This window comes from uncultured Stenotrophomonas sp., from assembly GCF_963519125.1.
Lineage (GTDB): Bacteria > Pseudomonadota > Gammaproteobacteria > Xanthomonadales > Xanthomonadaceae > Stenotrophomonas.
The window spans coordinates 1-16790 of sequence record NZ_CAUQLJ010000036.1; the positions used below are offsets into that span (position 1 = coordinate 1).

The 16790-nt window shown below is 66.6% G+C and carries 21 protein-coding genes; 3 read left to right on the top strand and 18 right to left on the bottom strand.

The window, feature by feature from the left end; all coding sequences use genetic code 11:
* Positions 1 to 98 precede the first annotated feature (98 nt).
* Positions 99 to 1844 carry an alpha/beta-hydrolase family protein gene (locus RYM47_RS18645; protein WP_080376634.1) on the top strand — a complete coding sequence of 582 codons (1746 nt, stop codon included), beginning with the start codon at positions 99 to 101 and terminating at the stop codon, positions 1842 to 1844.
* 30 nt (positions 1845 to 1874) lie between these two features.
* Here the strand turns inward: RYM47_RS18645 and RYM47_RS18650 are convergent, their stop codons facing one another.
* The 3 genes from RYM47_RS18650 to RYM47_RS18660 all read right to left on the bottom strand — a co-directional run bounded on the left by RYM47_RS18650 (position 1875) and on the right by RYM47_RS18660 (position 4468).
* Positions 1875 to 2318 (bottom strand): hypothetical protein, encoded by a 444-nt coding sequence (locus RYM47_RS18650; protein ID WP_047290313.1) that lies wholly within the window; start codon positions 2316 to 2318, stop codon positions 1875 to 1877.
* Between the two features lie 384 nt (positions 2319 to 2702).
* Positions 2703 to 3278, bottom strand: coding sequence for a hypothetical protein (locus tag RYM47_RS18655; protein ID WP_315389937.1), 576 nt, complete (start codon positions 3276 to 3278; stop codon positions 2703 to 2705).
* Positions 3279 to 4075: 797 nt separating this feature from the next.
* Complete coding sequence (locus RYM47_RS18660; protein ID WP_047290294.1) at positions 4076 to 4468, bottom strand: hypothetical protein; 393 nt, start codon at positions 4466 to 4468, stop codon at positions 4076 to 4078.
* A 254-nt stretch (positions 4469 to 4722) separates the two neighbouring features.
* Here RYM47_RS18660 and RYM47_RS18665 point away from each other — a divergent pair, with 254 nt between their 5' ends.
* Positions 4723 to 5082 carry a hypothetical protein gene (locus tag RYM47_RS18665; protein WP_141739189.1) on the top strand — a complete coding sequence of 120 codons (360 nt, stop codon included), beginning with the start codon at positions 4723 to 4725 and terminating at the stop codon, positions 5080 to 5082.
* 58 nt (positions 5083 to 5140) lie between these two features.
* Here RYM47_RS18665 and RYM47_RS18670 read toward each other — a convergent pair whose 3' ends face one another.
* The 11 genes from RYM47_RS18670 to RYM47_RS18720 form a co-directional block, all read right to left on the bottom strand.
* Positions 5141 to 5482: a monovalent cation/H(+) antiporter subunit G gene (locus tag RYM47_RS18670; RefSeq protein ID WP_047290293.1), complete on the bottom strand. Its 342-nt coding sequence runs from the start codon at positions 5480 to 5482 to the stop codon at positions 5141 to 5143.
* The gene (locus RYM47_RS18675; RefSeq protein ID WP_047290292.1) at positions 5479 to 5790 is read right to left on the bottom strand and encodes a monovalent cation/H+ antiporter complex subunit F; all 312 of its coding nucleotides are present in this window, start codon (positions 5788 to 5790) and stop codon (positions 5479 to 5481) included. Before RYM47_RS18675 ends, RYM47_RS18670 begins: the two co-directional genes overlap by 4 nt.
* A complete protein-coding gene (locus RYM47_RS18680) occupies positions 5787 to 6134 on the bottom strand; it encodes a Na+/H+ antiporter subunit E (protein ID WP_053506157.1) in 348 nt (115 codons plus the stop codon). The genes RYM47_RS18675 and RYM47_RS18680 overlap by 4 nt, the downstream gene beginning before the upstream one ends.
* Before the next feature lie 34 nt (positions 6135 to 6168).
* Positions 6169 to 7632, bottom strand: coding sequence for a proton-conducting transporter membrane subunit (locus RYM47_RS18685; protein WP_053506158.1), 1464 nt, complete (start codon positions 7630 to 7632; stop codon positions 6169 to 6171).
* Positions 7629 to 8057 (bottom strand): NADH-quinone oxidoreductase subunit K, encoded by a 429-nt coding sequence (locus RYM47_RS18690; RefSeq protein WP_047290289.1) that lies wholly within the window; start codon positions 8055 to 8057, stop codon positions 7629 to 7631. The genes RYM47_RS18685 and RYM47_RS18690 overlap by 4 nt, the downstream gene beginning before the upstream one ends.
* Positions 8054 to 8497: an MnhB domain-containing protein gene (locus tag RYM47_RS18695; RefSeq protein WP_047290288.1), complete on the bottom strand. Its 444-nt coding sequence runs from the start codon at positions 8495 to 8497 to the stop codon at positions 8054 to 8056. Before RYM47_RS18695 ends, RYM47_RS18690 begins: the two co-directional genes overlap by 4 nt.
* A complete protein-coding gene (gene mbhE / locus RYM47_RS18700) occupies positions 8494 to 10785 on the bottom strand; it encodes a hydrogen gas-evolving membrane-bound hydrogenase subunit E (RefSeq protein ID WP_070208641.1) in 2292 nt (763 codons plus the stop codon). Before mbhE ends, RYM47_RS18695 begins: the two co-directional genes overlap by 4 nt.
* 2 nt (positions 10786 to 10787) lie before the next feature.
* Positions 10788 to 11873 carry a calcium/sodium antiporter gene (locus RYM47_RS18705; RefSeq protein WP_053506160.1) on the bottom strand — a complete coding sequence of 362 codons (1086 nt, stop codon included), beginning with the start codon at positions 11871 to 11873 and terminating at the stop codon, positions 10788 to 10790.
* 20 nt (positions 11874 to 11893) lie between these two features.
* Positions 11894 to 12127 (bottom strand): lipopolysaccharide assembly protein LapA domain-containing protein, encoded by a 234-nt coding sequence (locus RYM47_RS18710; protein WP_053506161.1) that lies wholly within the window; start codon positions 12125 to 12127, stop codon positions 11894 to 11896.
* A gap of 152 nt (positions 12128 to 12279) precedes the next feature.
* Complete coding sequence (locus RYM47_RS18715; RefSeq protein WP_047290285.1) at positions 12280 to 12759, bottom strand: TerB family tellurite resistance protein; 480 nt, start codon at positions 12757 to 12759, stop codon at positions 12280 to 12282.
* Between the two features lie 48 nt (positions 12760 to 12807).
* Positions 12808 to 12963: a hypothetical protein gene (locus RYM47_RS18720; protein WP_154583166.1), complete on the bottom strand. Its 156-nt coding sequence runs from the start codon at positions 12961 to 12963 to the stop codon at positions 12808 to 12810.
* A 72-nt stretch (positions 12964 to 13035) separates the two neighbouring features.
* On the opposite strand from RYM47_RS18720, the gene RYM47_RS18725 reads away from it, so the two are divergent.
* Positions 13036 to 13799 (top strand): IS5 family transposase gene (locus RYM47_RS18725; RefSeq protein WP_121335901.1). Its coding sequence is split into 2 segments (ribosomal slippage): positions 13036 to 13351 and positions 13351 to 13799, totalling 765 coding nucleotides; the frame shifts between segments, so codons are not numbered across the junction.
* 341 nt (positions 13800 to 14140) lie between these two features.
* Here RYM47_RS18725 and RYM47_RS18730 read toward each other — a convergent pair.
* The 4 genes from RYM47_RS18730 to RYM47_RS18745 form a co-directional block, all read right to left on the bottom strand.
* A complete protein-coding gene (locus RYM47_RS18730; protein ID WP_053506162.1) occupies positions 14141 to 15052 on the bottom strand; it encodes a nucleotidyl transferase AbiEii/AbiGii toxin family protein in 912 nt (303 codons plus the stop codon).
* The gene (locus tag RYM47_RS18735) at positions 15049 to 15786 is read right to left on the bottom strand and encodes a type IV toxin-antitoxin system AbiEi family antitoxin (protein ID WP_047290281.1); all 738 of its coding nucleotides are present in this window, start codon (positions 15784 to 15786) and stop codon (positions 15049 to 15051) included. Before RYM47_RS18735 ends, RYM47_RS18730 begins: the two co-directional genes overlap by 4 nt.
* A 94-nt stretch (positions 15787 to 15880) precedes the next feature.
* Positions 15881 to 16141, bottom strand: coding sequence for a DUF2274 domain-containing protein (locus RYM47_RS18740; protein WP_047290280.1), 261 nt, complete (start codon positions 16139 to 16141; stop codon positions 15881 to 15883).
* Positions 16138 to 16790: TrbI/VirB10 family protein (locus RYM47_RS18745; protein WP_315389948.1), on the bottom strand; the 653-nt coding region annotated here is incomplete at its 5' end. The genes RYM47_RS18740 and RYM47_RS18745, both read right to left, overlap by 4 nt.

Genomic DNA, 16790 nt, shown 5'->3' on the forward strand with positions numbered 1-16790 from the left:
GATGGCGCTTCCGCGGTGCGATACTTGGCCTCATGCGGTTAAAACGCCTATCCGTGTCCGTATATTGGCCCAAGGGGACCACTCGCAGGGGATACTTGATGCAACAGGACGACGACGCTGCACTCGCTTCCGGTACTACATCCGATGGCTGGTTCACCCGGCTCCGGCGTTCGCTGCTGGCGCGCCTTGGCAATACCGGGCTCGTGCTGGGGACGTTGTTCTTCGCCGCCTCGCTCACGCCCAGCCTCACGCCACGGATCACGGTCGCGCAGGCGGTGCTGTCGGGCATGTGCCTGGCCGCCGGCTACGGCCTGGGCGTGCTGCTGCGCTGGCTGTGGGGATACCTGGAGCTGCCGCTCCCCGGGCCGGCGGGACAGCCGCGTCGCCGCCGTATCGCGGTCGTCGCCTGCGCGGTCATCGCCGCGCTCGCGCTTTGGCGCAGCCAGCATTGGGAAAACATCGTCCGCGAACTGATGCACCTGGCTCCCGCCGGTCCATCGCGCATCCTGGGCGTACTCGCGGGTGCGGCGGTCGTGGCGCTGCTGCTGGTCGTGCTGGGCCGCATCGCGCTGATGATCATCAAGGCGGTGATGCGCCTGGTCACCCGCAAGGTGCCGCGACGGATCGCGCACGTGGTCGGTGCGATCGCCGGCGTGCTGCTGCTGGTGGGCCTGGTCAACGGCGTGATCCTGTCCTCGTTGCTGGACACCCTGGACGCCTCCTATCGCCAGGCCGATGCACTGATCCCGCCCGACATGCCGCCGCCGACCGAATGGGACAGCCCCGGCAGCGCGCAGTCGCTAGTGGCCTGGAACCAGCTCGGGCGCATGGGCCGGCGCTACGTCGATGCCCGCCCCACCGCCGACGAACTCGCCGCCTACGCCGGTCCCGGCGCCAAGGCGCCGCTGCGCGTGTACGCGGGCCTGCCCACCGGCGACACGCCCGAAGAGCGCGCCCAGCTGGCGCTGGAAGAACTCAAGCGCGTCGGCGGCTTCGAGCGCAAGGCGCTGATCATCATCACTCCGACCGGCACCGGTTGGGTCGACCCGTCCGGCATCGACGGCATCGAATATCTCTACCGCGGCGATGTGGCCAGCGTCGCGGTGCAGTACTCGTACCTGTCCAGTCCGCTGACGCTGTTCCTGGATCCGGATACAGGCGGGGTCACCGCGCGCGCACTGTTCCGCGAGGTCTACGGCTACTGGCGCACGCTGCCGCCCGAGCGGCGGCCGAAGCTGTACCTGCACGGCCTGAGCCTGGGCGCGCTCAATTCGGAACGCTCGTTCGAGATGTTCGAGCTGCTCGGCGAACCATTCGATGGCGCGGTCTGGAGCGGACCTCCGTTCGCCGCCAGCAAGTGGGCCGGGCTGACCCGCTCGCGCAATCCCGGTTCGCCGGTGTGGCTGCCGCAGTTCCAGGACGGCTCGTTCGTCCGCTTCATGAACCAGGACGGCAGCTCCACCCCGCCCGGCACGCCGTGGGGCCCGATGCGCGTGGTCTACCTGCAGTACGGCAGCGACGCGGTGACGTTCTTCGACCGTCACAGCTTCTTCCGCGAACCGGAATTGCTCGATGCCCCGCGCCCGCCGGACGTATCCCCGGCGATGCGCTGGTATCCGGTCGTGACGATGATGCAGATGGCAATGGATACTTCGCTGTCGATGAGCGCACCAATGGGTTTCGGCCACGTCTACGCGCCATCGCACTACATCAACGCCTGGCTGGAAGTCACCGGCATCGACGACTGGTCGCCCGAAGACGTGGCCCGCCTGCAGCGCCACCTGGATGAGCGCCGGGCCGAAGAGCTGTCCAAGGATGGCGGCGAGGAGACCGTGGACGGCTGAACGTCGACGGTCTTGCGTGGACCGGCACCCTCAGTACATCCCGACCATGTTGAGGAACCAGCCCTCGTGGTCGTAGTCGAAGTCGGTCAGGTCGTCGCTGAACTCGGTGAAGTTGTAGCCGGCGCCGATGCGGAAGTTCTTGCCGATGTCGCGGTCCAGTCCGACCAGCCAGCCCTGCCGCGTGCCGCCGGCCTGCACGTCCAGCCAGCGGTATTCGGCCAGCGCGTGCCAGGCGTAGACCACCTCGTAGCGCAGCTGTAGCGCGGCGAAGTCGGTGGCCGAGTCGAACCACGGCCCGCTGCCGCGTCCGTAGCGCACCTCGCCCTCGCGCCGGGCGAGCTTGCCGGCCACTTCCCAATGCTGGTCGTGGCGGTAGACGCCTTCCACCGACAGCACCTGGGTTTTCTGGTCGTAGTCCTGCTCGCGCTGGCCCAGGCTGGAGAGGTCGTACAGGTAGGTGTAGCGGCCGAACATTTCCCAGCGCGCGCTATCCCACGGCCGCCAGGCGAAGCCGGCGTTGCCTTCGATGAAGCGCGCGTTCGCCAGGCGGTCGCGATGGTCGTCGGTGTCGGCGTAGTTCAGCCGGCCGGCGATGCGGAAGCGGGTATAGGAAGTTCAACCGCCCTTTTTTGCGAGTCTGGCGGGTAGGAAGCGGCCGCGCAAGCGCCGCTTTGGGCACAGATCGGGCACAGATCGGGGGTTCATGCGTGGGTTTTCGACATCGCGGGGCCACGCAGCGGCTCAGTGCGTAGCCATTTCTCACCGAATCCCGGCACAGGGCCGAGCGCAGCCCTGCGGGGTCGTGGCCGCATCGGATCGGACTCTGGCTTGGCTGCCGGCTGTGTGGCCGGCACCTCGTCACGCGGCCGGCGGCGGCGCGCGCGCTGCGGGCCGGTAGTGCGCTTGCTCCAGCGCGCCGTGCTTCTCGAAGTGGGCGAGGATGGCGCGGATGGCGGTGGGTTCCTCGATGCTGGCGACGATCCGTACCGCGCCGCCGCAGTGGGCGCAGGTGGTGACGTCGATGGAAAAGACCCGCTTGAGCCGTTGCGCCCAGCTCATCGCACGGCGCTTCTGCTCGGGGCTGCGCGGCTCGTCGTGGGCGCTGACGTTGACCACTTCCGGGCCCAGGCGCAGGAGCAAAGGGCACGCGAGCAACGTCAGCACGAACAGGCCCTTCAGGCGTTGCAGGTCGAACTCCGCCAGGCCGCGGACCAGGTCACCGCCAAGAACGCGGAGCTGCTGAGACTCAATCGTGATAACGGCCGCCTGCTTGAACAGACCACGCACCAGCAGAAGGCGTTGACGGAGGCCGAACGCGAGGTCCGCAAAGCTCGTGAAGAACTGGAATCCTTGCGACCGCTTCCGGCACAAGTGACATCCCTCGAACAGCGAACGGCAAAGGCGATCACAGACGCAGAGGTGCTGCAGTCCCACCTGGACCAGGCGAGATCGCAACTTGAGCAAACGCGCCGAGAGCTACGCGATTCCGAACTCGAACGCGAGCGAACCCAGGCTCGGTTTGAAGGCATGCAGGCCGCGTGGGCTCAGCGTGATGCGACATTGACGCCGGCGACGGAGCCCGTCGAGCGCACCGGCAAGCGTCGCGTGCGTCCGCCTGCAGCCGAAGAGGCGACCCAAGACCTTCCTCTGAAGTAATGGGCGCCAGCGGCGCGGCGAAGGAACACAACGTCTCACTGATCTGCGGTGGCGAAATTGCTGCAGCGACAATCGGTTACCGAAGATTGTCGGACTTTTCCCGAATTAACGGCCAACCCTCGGTAACGGTGTTCATGTGAAATCTCCTGTCCCACAAGGGGACCTTGTTCAAACAATGGAAGACATAGTGAAAAGGTTGGGAAGTCAGTCGTTGCTGTGCATGGGCGCTCTCCTTGGGTGTTGGGCTCCGCAGGGGCCGCGAAGCCCTTCGCGGCCATGGGCAGCAGCTGGGGCCGGCGCGGGTGCGCCGTCAAGGGAGGAAGCGAAGGCGCTGGCGCGGCCCGCAGGCGCAGCCGAGGACACGGGCGCCGCAGCGGCCCTTGACGGGGGGAGCGCCCGCAAAGGCCAGGCAAGCCGGTGAAACCGGCGCGCAGGGGGTGCGAATCGCGCAGCACTGCCGGAGAGAAAGGGGTCGGCCCATTGGGTTGAGGGTCAACCCCAACAGCGCAGCACAGCATCAGAAAAGCGCCGCTCCCGCGATGTACGGGGCGGCGCCACAAGGCCTCAACGCAGCGTCAATCTGTCGCAGGCACCATCGCCTGCAGTTGTTCGATCACGCCAAGCTCGACAAAGACACACGGCTGCTCGGCCGCGACCGGAACGTTGAACACCCGGGCGAAGGCATCCCGCTTCAAATGCGCCAGCCGCCCGGTGCGGTACGCCTGATCAGGCTTCATCAGGCCCGAACCCGACGGCGTTCCGCTGCGCTGCGGATCGCATTCGACCAAGGCCACGAAGCCCTCCGAAAACAGGCGCTGGTGCTTGGGACACAGCCCCCAGCCCGTCGTCGTGTGGTGCTTCATGCTCGCGCGCAGGCGCCGGTCGAGCAAGATGTTGCCGGTATCAAAAGCAGTGCCGCACACCAGACAAAGCTGCTGCTCCAGCGAAACGTGTGATTTGTCGTCCATGACCAACTCCGGTGATCGGGCGGGATTGCCCGAGACCGGAAACGGCACGCCGCAGCGCAGCGGTCACAGGTTCGAAGACGGCCGAACGGCCGCCAGCGACCACAGGACGCGCAGACCTTGACAGCGAGAACGGTGTGCAAGGATGAAGGGATCAGCAAGCCAGCCCCACCACACAAGCAGGCACGAAACAGGCAAGCGCAGCGCGCAGGCCGGGGGCCCACCGACGGCCGGAGCGCGTCAGAGATCGGAGCCGAATGGCTGCGACCCGCAGGGGCGCGGGGCGCAGCCCGCAGAGCCCGACGGAGGTACGCCGAGACGCGAACGCCAATCTCTCGCACCAAACAACATCAAGTTCTGCGAGAACCACCGATGTCAAAGAACAAGCTACAAACGAAAGCAATGAATACACCTCGACCCAGCGGGCCAAAGCACAGTACGTACAGGTGGCGCCAGCCATGCGCTCGACCAAGGTTTCCCTCGTAGCCGCCTACACCAGACCCCATATTGCCGGGGACTTCTATACCGACAACCAGTTCGTCAGTCTCGTCACCGAAACCCCCGCGACTTCGGTGTATGCATGCTCGTTGTTCAGAATAACTGGCAGCTTGATTTGAACGGCAGCAATTCAACGCTCTTGGCTGAGTTTAATCAGGCGCTGACGGAACACCTGTTTCAGTCAGGCGTTCCGTCCCAGTCCGTGTTGGAGACGAACTCCGCCGCGTCGACCGCTTGAGCCAGACCCCCTTCGCGCACTGCAGCCCGTGCCAGTAGGTGAGAAGCCACCGGCAAGGTCGCCAGCAGAAAACCCAGGATCAGCAGCAGCCGCCAGGTCCAGGCCGTGTCCTGGGCCACGAGCAAGGCGCCCACGCACACGAGTGTCAGCGCCAACGTGCCCGCCTTCGTCGCCGCGTGCTGGCGGGCCAGTGCATCGGGCAACACGATCACGCCCCAGGCTGCGATCACCAGCAACACCGCGCCAGCAGCAAGCAGCAGCCCGCCCAGGGTCGTCATCATCGCCGCTCCTCCTGCGTATCGGACGGCGCCGACCGCTCGATCAAGCGTGCCCACCCCACCGTCCCCACGAAGCCGACCAGCGCAAGGCCGATGGCCACGTCGAGGAACACGGTGCGGCGGGTGGCCAGCGAGGCCGCAACGCACAGCGCCACGGCGGCCGCCAGGAAGATGTCGAGGGCCACCACGCGATCCGCATGCCGAGGCCCGCGCACGATGCGCACGGTGGCGATCAGGGTCGCGCACAGCGCCAGCAAGGTGAGCACCGCTGTGGCCCAGCCCACCGAGGCCGCGTTCAGCAGCCCGTTCATGCCGACTCTCCAAACCAGGCCAGCAGCGGCGGCTCGAAGTCGCGCCGGATGGCGTCGACCTCAGCCGCCGCGTTGTTCGCGTCGAGCACGTGCAGCACCATCTCCCGGCGCACCAGGTCGATGTCGATCACCGTCGTCCCCGGCGTCAGCGAGATCATGCAGCCCAGCAGCGCAGCGCCCTGTGGACTCATCGGCGCGAAGCCGATGCGCACGAAGGTCGCCACAGGCGGCGTGCCGATCACCAGGCCGCGCCGAATGATCGCGGCAACCGTTTGCACGCCCGAGGCGAGCATCGCCCAGCCAAAGCGCAGTGGCAAAAGGACGGCGGCGGTGAGCTTGTTCATGCGGCACGGCAATTCATGTGGCGGCTCCTGCGGTTCATTTCCGGCCCAGCGTCGCGGCCGCGGCCTGCGCGAACTCGATCAGTGTCTGGGGTGCAAATCCGATCGCAAGCGTCACGGCCGCCAGGCTGACCGTCGCCGCCCAGGCCGGTGCGAGCGCCACGCGCCGCGCTGGCCATACACCTTCCGCATCGGCCAAGGGATGGGGCTTCCAGAAGGCCTCGGTCCAGATCTTCATCATCGAGTAGAGCGTCAGCACGCTCACCAGCAGGGCCAGCGCGGCCCACGTGTAGCGCCCCTGTGCAAAGGCCTCCTGCAGCACCAGCAGCTTGGCCCAGAAGCCCGACAGCGGCGGAATGCCTACCAGCGACAAGGCCATCACCGCGAACAGCAGCGCCAGCATCGGCCGTGCGGCGGCCAGGCCACCGATGCGCCGCAGGTCGTAGCTGCCGGCCACGCTGGCCACCATGCCGGCGGTCAGGTACAGACTGGCCTTCACCAGGCTGTGGTGCAGCGTGTAGAACAGCGCCGCGGCATGGCCGGCCGGGCCGCCCAGTGCCACCGCCAGCAGCACGTAACCGATCTGGCTGACGCTGTGGAAGGCCAGGATGCGCCGTATGTCCCAGTGGTGCGCCGCGCCCAGCACACCAGCCACCATGGTGGCCACCGCCACCCAGCCCAGCACCTCGTACAGCGCCGCACCTTCGGGCATGAACACGTCGCCCAGCATGCGCAGCACGGCGTAGGCCGCCACCTTGCCCAGCAGCGCGGCGAACAGGGCCAGCACCGGCGCGGGCAGCGTGGGGTAGGACGCCGGCAGCCAGGCATACAGCGGAAAAGCCCCGGCCTTCAGCAGCAGCCCCACCGTCAGCGCCGCCAGCAACGTGTGCAGCAGGGCCGGGTCGAGCTGGCGCGCCGCCAGTGCCAGCCCGCCGTAGTTGAGCTGCCCTGTGGCGGCATAGAGCAGCCCGATGGCGGCCAGCAGCAGGAGCGTGCCGAACAGGTTCAGGCCCAGGTACTTGAAGGCGGCATCGAGCTGGTCGCGCCGGCCGCCCAGCGCGATCAGGCCCAGGGCGCAGATCAGCATCACCTCGAACCAGACATAGAGGTTGAACAGGTCGGCGGTGCTGAAGGCACCGGCCACGCCGGCCAGCGTGCCGTGCAGCAGCGGCAGCAGCAGCCGGTGGCGCGGACCGGGGTCGGCGTCGCTGCCCAGGAAGATCAGCGTGACCAGGCCCATCAGCGCCGTCAACAGCAGCAAGGCGGTGGACAGGCCGTCGAAGCGGAACTGAATGCCGTAGGGCGCGGGCCAATCGCCGAAGCTGACGCCGACCGGGCCGCTGGCGCTGACCTGCGCCAGCAGCGTCACCGCCGCCCCCAGGAAGCCCAGGACGCCGACGAAGCTGATGGCCTGCTGCGTGCGGGACCGGCCCGAGAACAGCGCCGTCAGGCCCGCGGTGGCCAGCGGCACGAGCACGGGTGCGGTGGCGACGATGCTCACGTGTCGGCCCTCTGCGGCCGCGCATCGTCGTCGGCATGGACGGCATCGAAGGCCAGCGGCGGCTTCACGGGGTCCGCCGGCTCGGGCTCCACCAGCCGCAGCGCCAGCGCATCGTCGGTGCCGACGCGCCGCACCAACTGCATGACCAGCACGAGCGCAAAGCACATCAGCGCGAACCCGATCACGATGGCGGTCAGCACCAGCGCCTGCGGCAGCGGGTTGGCCGCCTCCTGCAGCACCCGGCCGCCCGCCTCGATCACCGCCGGCTGCGCCGACCCCAGGCGGCCCGCGGCCAGCAGCAGCAGGTTCACCGCGCTGCCCAGCAGCGCCAGGCCCACCACGCAGCGCAGCACGTCGCGCGACAGCGCCAGGTACAGCCCTGCGGTCAACGTGATCCAGAGCGCGAAGGCGACGGCCCAGATCATTGCGCGCCCTCCTCCGCCTCGTCGCTGTCGAGCAGTGCGATGGCATAACCCCCCAGCGCACCCCACACGCACAGGTAGACGCCGAGATCAAACACCAGCACCGTGGACACCGGCAGCGTCGTGAAGCCCAGCGGCACACCGGCCCACAGGTGCGTAAGGTAGGCCTTGCCCATCAGCCAGGCCGGCAGGCCCGACAGCGCGCCGACCAGCACGCCCAGCGCCGCAAGCCGCACCGGCGAGCGCAGCGGCAGGCGCTGCGTGGCGGCATCGGGTCCGTGCGCGACGGCCCACAGCACGCTGGCGGTCACCGCCAGCAGGCCGCCGATGAAGCCGCCGCCGGGCTCGTTGTGGCCGCGCAGCAGGACCACCAGCGACGCGGCCAGGATCACCACGTACAGGGGCTTAGCCACTACCTCCAGGATGACCAGCCGGCGGTTCATCGTCCGGCCTCCGTGTCGCGCCGGGTGCGCACAGCACGCAGCAGCGGCACCGCCGCCAGCAGCGACAGCATCACGACCGTGATCTCGCCCAGCGTGTCCAGCGCTCGGAAGTCGACCAGAATCACGTTTACCACGTTGCGGCCCTGCGCGGCCGGCACACTGTGCTCGCCGAACCAGCGCGACAGCGTGTCGTCGAAGGGCAGCGCCACGGCGGCCAGCAGCAGCGCGGTCAGCACGGTGGCGAAGGCCAGCGACAGCACGAGCGCCATCGGACGCCAGACCGGCTCGGGCACGCTCATGGCCTTGCCTTGGCGTTTCAACGCCAACAGCACCGCCGCAACGACGATGACGAACACCGTCTCAACGACCACCTGTGTGAAGGCGACGTCCGGCGCCCCCGCAAAGAGAAACAGCACTGCGCTGCCGTAGCCCACGAGACCGGCACCCAGCAGCAGCACCAGGCGGTCCTTCAGCGTGGCGGCCGCCATGGCGCCGACAGCGATCAGTAGCACGGCACCGGCCACGCCCAATGGCGGCGCAGACCAGGCCGGCCAGGCCAGCGTGGGCGCGGCTGCCACCAGCGGGAGCCCGATGGCCAGCACCGCCGCGGCCGCCGCCACGGCCATGTAACCTGGCGAGCGTCCGTGCTGCAACGCCCGCGTACTGAACGCAGCGAGACGCGGAATCCAGTCCAGGGAACGTTCGTAGAGCCTGGCAAGGCCGAAGGTGGCTAGCCGCGGGGCAACCGCATCCACCATGCGGTGCAGCACGTCCCACAGCAGATAGACGATCGCACCCAGCGCCAGCGTGGTGGCAAAGGTCAGCGACTCTGCCAGCAGTGCCCGCGCCAGCGGCGCCAGCACAGGGCCGTCGCCGGCGGTCATGGCCACCCCCGCAGCTTCTACCATCGGCTGGGCCCAGGCCGGGAACAGCCCCAGCGCGACGCCGAAGCCGGCCAGCACCATGGGCGGCAGCACCAGCGCGGGACCGGCCTCATGCACGCCGGTGAGCGCGGGCTCGGGCGCGCGGTGCCAGAACACGCGCACGGCGGCGACACCGGCCACGGCCACCGCGATGGCCGAGAACACCGTGTTGGCCAGCGGCGCGAAAGCCAGCACGTTGTCGGCCGCCTTGGCGTCGCCGATCAGGTCCTTCACCACGAAGCCGAACGACAAGGGGATGCCGGCCATCGACATGCCGGCCAGCGCCGCCGCCGCCGCGGTCCACGGCATGGCGTGGCGCAGGTTGCCCAGTCGGTCGATGATGCGGGTGCCGGTGCCATGATCGACATTGCCAGCGACGAAGAACAGCGGCGCCTTGTACAGCGCATGCGCCAGCAGCAGCGCGCCCACAGCCACCGCAGCACCTTCGCCTGGCATGCCCACCAGCGCCACCAAGGTGCCCAGCGTGGCCACCGTCGACCAGGCCAGGATGCGCTTGAGGTCGCGCTCGCGCAGCGCCAGCACCATGCCCCAGGCGGCGGTGATCGAACCCGCGCCCTGCAGCAGCACCTGCCACAGCAGCCAGTCGTCGAGGCCGGCGTCCAGCCGCGCCAGCAGGTACACACCCAGCTTCACCATCGTGGCCGAATGCAGGTAGGCCGACACCGGTGTTGGCGCGGCCATCGCGTTGGGAAGCCAGAAGTGGAACGGGAACTGCGCGCTCTTGGTGAAGGCGCCCACGATCACCAACAGGACACCCGCCGTCAGCAGCGGGGTGGGCGCGGTGGCCGGCAGGCGTTCGACGATCACGCTGATGGTGCTGGTGCCCATCACCTGCCCGATCAGGATCAAGCCCGCCAGCAGCGCCAGGCCGCCGGTGCCTGTCACCAGCAGCGCCTGCTGCGCCGCCTTGCGGCTGACCGCGCGTTCATGGTGGAAGCCGACGAGCAGGAAGGACAGCACGCTGGTGGCTTCCCAGAACAGGAAGAGCGTGAACAGATTGTCAGCAGTGACGCAGCCGATCATCGCCACCATGAACAGCGTGAGCTGCACGAACAGCCGCCGTTGCCCCGGGTGGCTTGCGAAGTAGCCGCCTGCGTAGACGAACACCGCGCTGCCCACACCCGTGATCATCAGCAGCATCAGCACCGCCAGGCCGTCAATGCGCCAGGCCAGCGAGATGCCCAGCGCCGGTATCCAATCGAGCGCACCCCCCAGAGGCAGCGGCAGCCACAACAACATGCCCACCACGACACCCAGCGCAGCCAGAGGCAGCACCGTGAAGGCGGCACGAGAGGCCAGCCCCATGCCGCCATCGGCCGCCGAGCTCAGAAGCGGCGTGCCCACGCTCAGCGCCCCGCCCGCCGCAACATCGTCACGCCCAGCGTGACGATGGTCAGCGGCACCACGAACCCCAGCATCGCGTCGCCGAAGGCCTGGACGCCGTCATGGCGCTGCGCCGCCAGCACCAGGTAGGCCACATACGCGACGTAGTAGCCCAGGAACAGGCCGCCCTCCCAACGGGCGATCTCGCGACCGGTCAGGAAGACCGGCAGGCAAGCCACCAGTGCGGCGAGCATGACCCACAGATCGAACCGGGCCACGTCCGGCGGCAGCGGCAGCGCGGCACCGGTGCCCACAGCCGCCACGACGGCCCCCAGGCCAACGACGCCAAAGAGGTTGAACACGCAACTGCCCACCACGTTGCCCACGGCGATGTCGCGTTCGCCCTTGAGGCTGGCCACTACCGATGCCGCCACCTCCGGCAGCGAAGTGCCCGAGGCGACGATGGTCAGGCCGATGATCACCTCCGACAGACCGAGTGCACGCGCGAAGATGACTGCCGCCTGCACCAGCCAATCCGATCCCAGCACGAGCAGCACCAGCCCGGCGACGATCAGACCGAGCTGTGCCGGCAGCCGGGCGTCCCACCGCCCCGCCTTGGCCGGCTGCAGTGTGTCGGCGTACTCGTCGGGACCGGTCGCGGCCGGCTCCGCGCGCGACTGCCGGACCAGGAACGCGGTGTAGGCCATCAGCAGGCCGAGCAACAGCGATCCGTCGAACAGCCCCAGCGAACCGTCCAGGCCCAGGACGATGAGCAACACCGCGCCGCCGATCATGATCGGCGCTTCCTGCCGAATGACTTGCCTGTGCACCGCCAGTGGCGTGATGAGCGCGGCCACGCCCAAGATGAACAGGACGTTGAAGATGTTACTACCCACGGCGTTGCCCAACGCCAGCCCGCCCTGCCCGGCCAGCACTGCGCCGGTTGTCACGGCCAACTCCGGTGCACTGGTGCCAAAAGCCACCACCGTGAGACCCACCGCCAGCGGCGACAGACCCAGGCGCAATGCCAGGAGCGACGCACCGCGCACGAGGATGAAGGCGCCGGCAACCAAGGCCAGGAGCCCCCCCGCGAACAGAAGAAAAGTCATTGCCGCAAAGTCGCCATGGCTCAGTTGCTCAAGGGAGGTTTCGAGGTGGCGCCGCGCACCCAGCTGCGAACCATGGACAGGAGCGTGCCTCCCGTCAGCATGCCCAGCACGTACACCGCCAGCAGCAGCAACGACAGCGGTAGCGTCAAGCTCGCAGACAGGAACTGCACGGTCACAGTGTCGAGGTTCTGGAACTTGAATAGAAAAACGACAGCCGTCATGGCGAGCAGCAGGGCCAAGTAGACATATTTCATGTTGTTCTCTCTTCGCACAGCAGACAAGCTGTTGCGGGAATTATACCTTTGTTGGTCAGCTCGACAAACAACAAGGCCGACAGCGCTGCAGCGCGGCCGGCCTCGGGAATGGAGAATGGGGGAAGGGGAATCGCCTGATGCTTGATCGAACGTTAGCCCGGCATCGAGATGCCAGGGCGCGGCACCACCTGAAAGTCGAGGCCGTAGACCAGTGGTTCGACACACTCCTGGTCTTCCATCGGCAGCACCCACCGCTCAAGTGCCGCGCGCAACAACATCGACTCGCCCGGGTGCACCTCGCCGTCGGCCTCGATGACTTGAGCGCAAAGCTTGATCACCAGCGCCTGCAACGCGACGTTATCGATCTCGTCCAGCCAGGCGGCGAGCGTCGGACCGTCGATCAGGATATCCCGCCCTGGGCGAACACCGGTCATCAGGTCCTGGCACAACTCGTCCAGAACGACATGCCATTGCAGGCCATGCAGATCGAGCCGTTCGAAGGCCTGCGTGTCGGCCAGTCGCTGCCATTCGACATCCTTGATGTCGCCGTTGGCCAGCAAGGCGGTGGCCAGGATGCGCCCGGCGGCCTGAGGGCTGTTGCGGGGGTAGTGCCGGAAAACTGGGTGGTTCATTGGCTTGGTCCGCCTTAAGGGGCTATGGAGAGCGGTGGATGGCGGTGGTCAGCCGAGCCTGAACACCACGAAGACGGTCAGCGTCATGGCCAGCAGTGTCCAACCAGCGGCTCGCGCCGCGGGGTGCCAGCGGGTGACCGATGGCGTGATGGCGATGGTGGTGGCACGTTGCTGCCGGGCGCGGTGGGAATGAAGATGGTGCATCGTGAAGCTCCTGGAGTTAGGGCGTGTTAACACTAATGGCGATTTCTGCGACTGCGCGGGACAATCTCTGGCATGGAGATCACACCCGAGCAATTCGCCACCATCGAGCACTGTCTGCCCAAGCAGCGCGGCAATGTCAGCCTGAGCAACCTGCAGGTAGTCAACGCCATCCTCTATGTGGCCGAGCATGGCTGCAAGTGGCGTGGACTGCCCAAACGGTTCGGCAACTGGCACACGATCTACACGCGCATGAACCGCTGGACCAAGGCCGGTGTACTCGATCGCATGTTCGAGGAATTGCAGCGGGCCCAGGTCGTGCGCATCAAGATCGAGGCGGTCTCGCTGGACTCCACCAGCATCAAGGTCCACCCAGACGGCACCGGAGCGTTAAAAAAAACGGCCCTCAGTCCATCGGCAAGTCCCGAGGCGGATGGAACACCAAGATTCATATGGTTGCCGCGGATGCTCGAACGGCCGTGACGTTCTGCCTCTCGCCAGGACAAGCGCACGACGCACCTGAAGGCAGGCGTTTGCTCAGCAGCCTCGGGGCGACAAGCCGACCCGTTCATTTGCTCATGGACCGGGCATACGAAGGCAATGAAACCCGCCAACTTGCTCTGGACCTGGGATTCATTCCGGTCGTGCCCCCGACCAGCAAACGCCTTGATCCTTGGGAATACGACCGGGCCATGTACAAGCGCCGCAATGAGGTCGAGCGACTGTTTCGTCGCCTCAAGGGTTACCGGCGCATCTTCTCGCGCTTCGAGAAACTCGATCTCATGTTCCTCGGCTTCATCAGCTTCGTGCTTGTCGCAGATGGACTGAGAATGTGTTAACAGGCCCTAGTTCAAGAAACAGTACATCGCTGATGGGACACACCAACTGCCCGTTGGAGACACCAGCTACGAGGGCATCCAAAAGATCCGCCGCTCCCGGTGGACTCGACGCGAGCGTGCGTGCGGCGCGCAGGTGAATCCAGAAGCACTTGTCGAGGTAGATGCGGCCCCGCGCAGCCACCCACTCACCGAGTTCGATCACGCGGCGTCGCTCATACTCATCGACCGTGATCTGTGGCGTAGAACGATGGAACGCAAATCGGTCGGCAATGCGGGGAGAAGTCACTGGGTTTCGTGTCCATTTTTTAGCGGGTCAGGCCGGCTTGTGTTGAGGAATCCCCCTACCCCAACCTTGCGGCCAGCGCATCTGCTTGCTCGGCAAACTTCTTCGCATCGGCCTTCTGCAACTGCGCCAGGTTGTGCAGCTTCCAGCGGATGCCCGGCAGTTGTTCGAGGTGTGCGATGTCCAGCAATGACCACTCCGGCGTGCCAGCGGCCAGCGACAGCAGGAAGCGCCGCTCGTCGTCGTCCAAACCCTGCTGGATTTCGCGCACCATGCGTTCTCGCGCGTCGAGCAGCGCATCAAGCGGCACCGGCTCGGTCGTCATGCCTTGGAAGTTGTGCTCGTAGTCGTGCCGGATGTCTCGCAGCGGCGTGAACAACACTTCATGGATCGGCCGGTTGCTGCTGGCCAGATAGACCACGAAGGCGCGCCGGATGCCGGGCGTGATGCCCTCGTGCGCAAAGAGCTGCATCACGTCGAACAGATCACGCGGATGCTGCCGATCCAGCGCCGCCACCAGCTTGCCGCCGTACACTTCTTCCAGCGACACCACCGGAATCTCCAGATCGGCCATCAACACGTCACGGGCCATCGGCGTCAGCGAGGCGCGGCGCACCGGCTGCACCGTGCCGCGCATGACGAAGTTGACTTCGACCTTGACCTGAATCGAGCCGCGACGCACCAGCAACTTGGTTTCCCCTGCTGCTGCCGCTGGCGCGTGTGTGTGGAATCCTCGCTTCTTCAACCGCTCCGCAGCTTGCCGGATGGCCTCGTTGATGCGCGCCAGTGCCTCGTCGCGCGGCAAGGTGTGATCGGGAAAAACCAGATCGAGATCGACCGACAAGCGCGGCATGTCGCGCACGAACAGGTTGATCGCCGTACCGCCCTTCAGGGCAAAGGTATCGTCAACAAACACCAGCGGCGCGACCTGCGTCAGCAGGCGCGCGGTATCGAGATAGGTCTGGTTCATGGCTTGAGTACCAGCAGGCCATCGGCCGATCGAGACACCCAGGGACGGTCGCTACCCGTCGGCAGCGCGGCCGGATCGAGCTTGGCCGCCCAGGGCAATGACGCCTCGCGGCCGAGTTGCAGGCACAGCCGCACGGTCTTGACGTTTGTGCAGTGTTGCAACAGCTCGCGTAACACGTCGGGGCGCAGGCTATAGGCGCTCTCCACCAGTTCGCGGGCTTCCTGTAAGGGCTGGCGCACGCCAACCTCACTCAACAGTTCCAGCAAGGCGCGCTCCGGCGCGGACACCTGCGGCGCCCCGCTGCGCTTCTCGAACGCGCCAACGTGCAACAAGGCGGCCGGCTGCTCGTCGAACAGCCGTTTGCGGTGGTATTCAGCTGGGAATCGTTCCGTGAACCATTCCGGCAAGCGTGCGGCCTTCCAGCCATACAGATGCAGCACCGGCTGCTGCGCTACGTACTGCCGCACACCGTACCAGTCCAGCGCCGACTTGCCGCCGACGTGCAGCCCCTCGAACTGGCGCTGCAACAGCAGCAGGCTGGGATGAAGCGCCGGGGGATCGTTGGGGCGGCAGAACACCCCCCGCGCCAGGCGCTTGAGCCACCCTGCCCGGACGTAGTGAACAGCCAGGTCAGCAGAGATGCCCAACGCCGCCAAGTCCAGCGAGGTCAGCGGCGTTCCCGGTGCCAACCGGGTGTAGAGCACATTTAGTCTGCTTGAATTAGTCGTAGCCATACTACGATATATATATCTTTTCCAAGAAAACGTCAATTTGATATGGAACCACCAATCGTAGGCTGGATACGACAATGGAATCTAATCCAAACAATCACCCTTTCGGCATAGCCGTGCGGGAAGAAGGTCGGGTGTCATCTCCCCTGCCCCGCCGGAATCCTCGATCCCCAGCGATAAACGCCTCCAGCATATGCGGGATCAGCGTCATGGCATCGACCGTCTCGCCATACGCCTGCGCGTGCAGCGCGGCGTAGCGGTCAAGGTCGGCTTTCAAGCTGACCGGGCACGCAAAGGTCAGCTTGATGCTCTCGGTCTTGGGCAGCGGCCCGAGCCGCAGCTTCTTGGTTGTGCTCATTGCATCGCCCCCCGTTGGAAGAACATCGGCTGGTAAGGCCGCAACACCAAATCGCGGTTGACGATGATGCGCACCGGCAGGCCCGGCCGCGTGGTCAGCGTCGGCTGGATATTCATGTTGCGCCGGGTGATCTCTTGGCCGACCTGATTGATGCTGTCCTGCGCGCTGTCGCGCCCGGCAATCACAATGCGGTTGCCGTCCTGCCGGTTCTCCGGCGCGGCCAGTTCGGCGCCCACGCCCAGCAGCGTCGTCAACACCGCGCCCGCAACGATGCGATTCCAGTGCCAGTTCACGTCATCCTCCAGGCCAGCGTAGCCGGCCGGATCGGTGCCCACTAGGTTGTCGAGCGTCAGCGAAGACGTGTCGGGCAAGATGATCCGGTTCCACACTACTTGCACGCGGCTCTGCCCGTAGCTGACCTGGCTGTTGTAGCGCCCAAGGATGCGCGCCCCCTGCGGAATCAGCAGGAACTTGCCCGTGGCTGTGTCAAAGACTGGCTCTGTCACCGTGGCGATCACGTCGCCCGGCAAGTCCGACTTGATGCCTGTCACCAGCGCACCGGCGATCACCGTTCCGGCCATCACCTGATACGGCGACGCGGGCAGCGCCAGATTGCCGGAATTGCGGGTTTCCGTAGAACCGGCTTTCA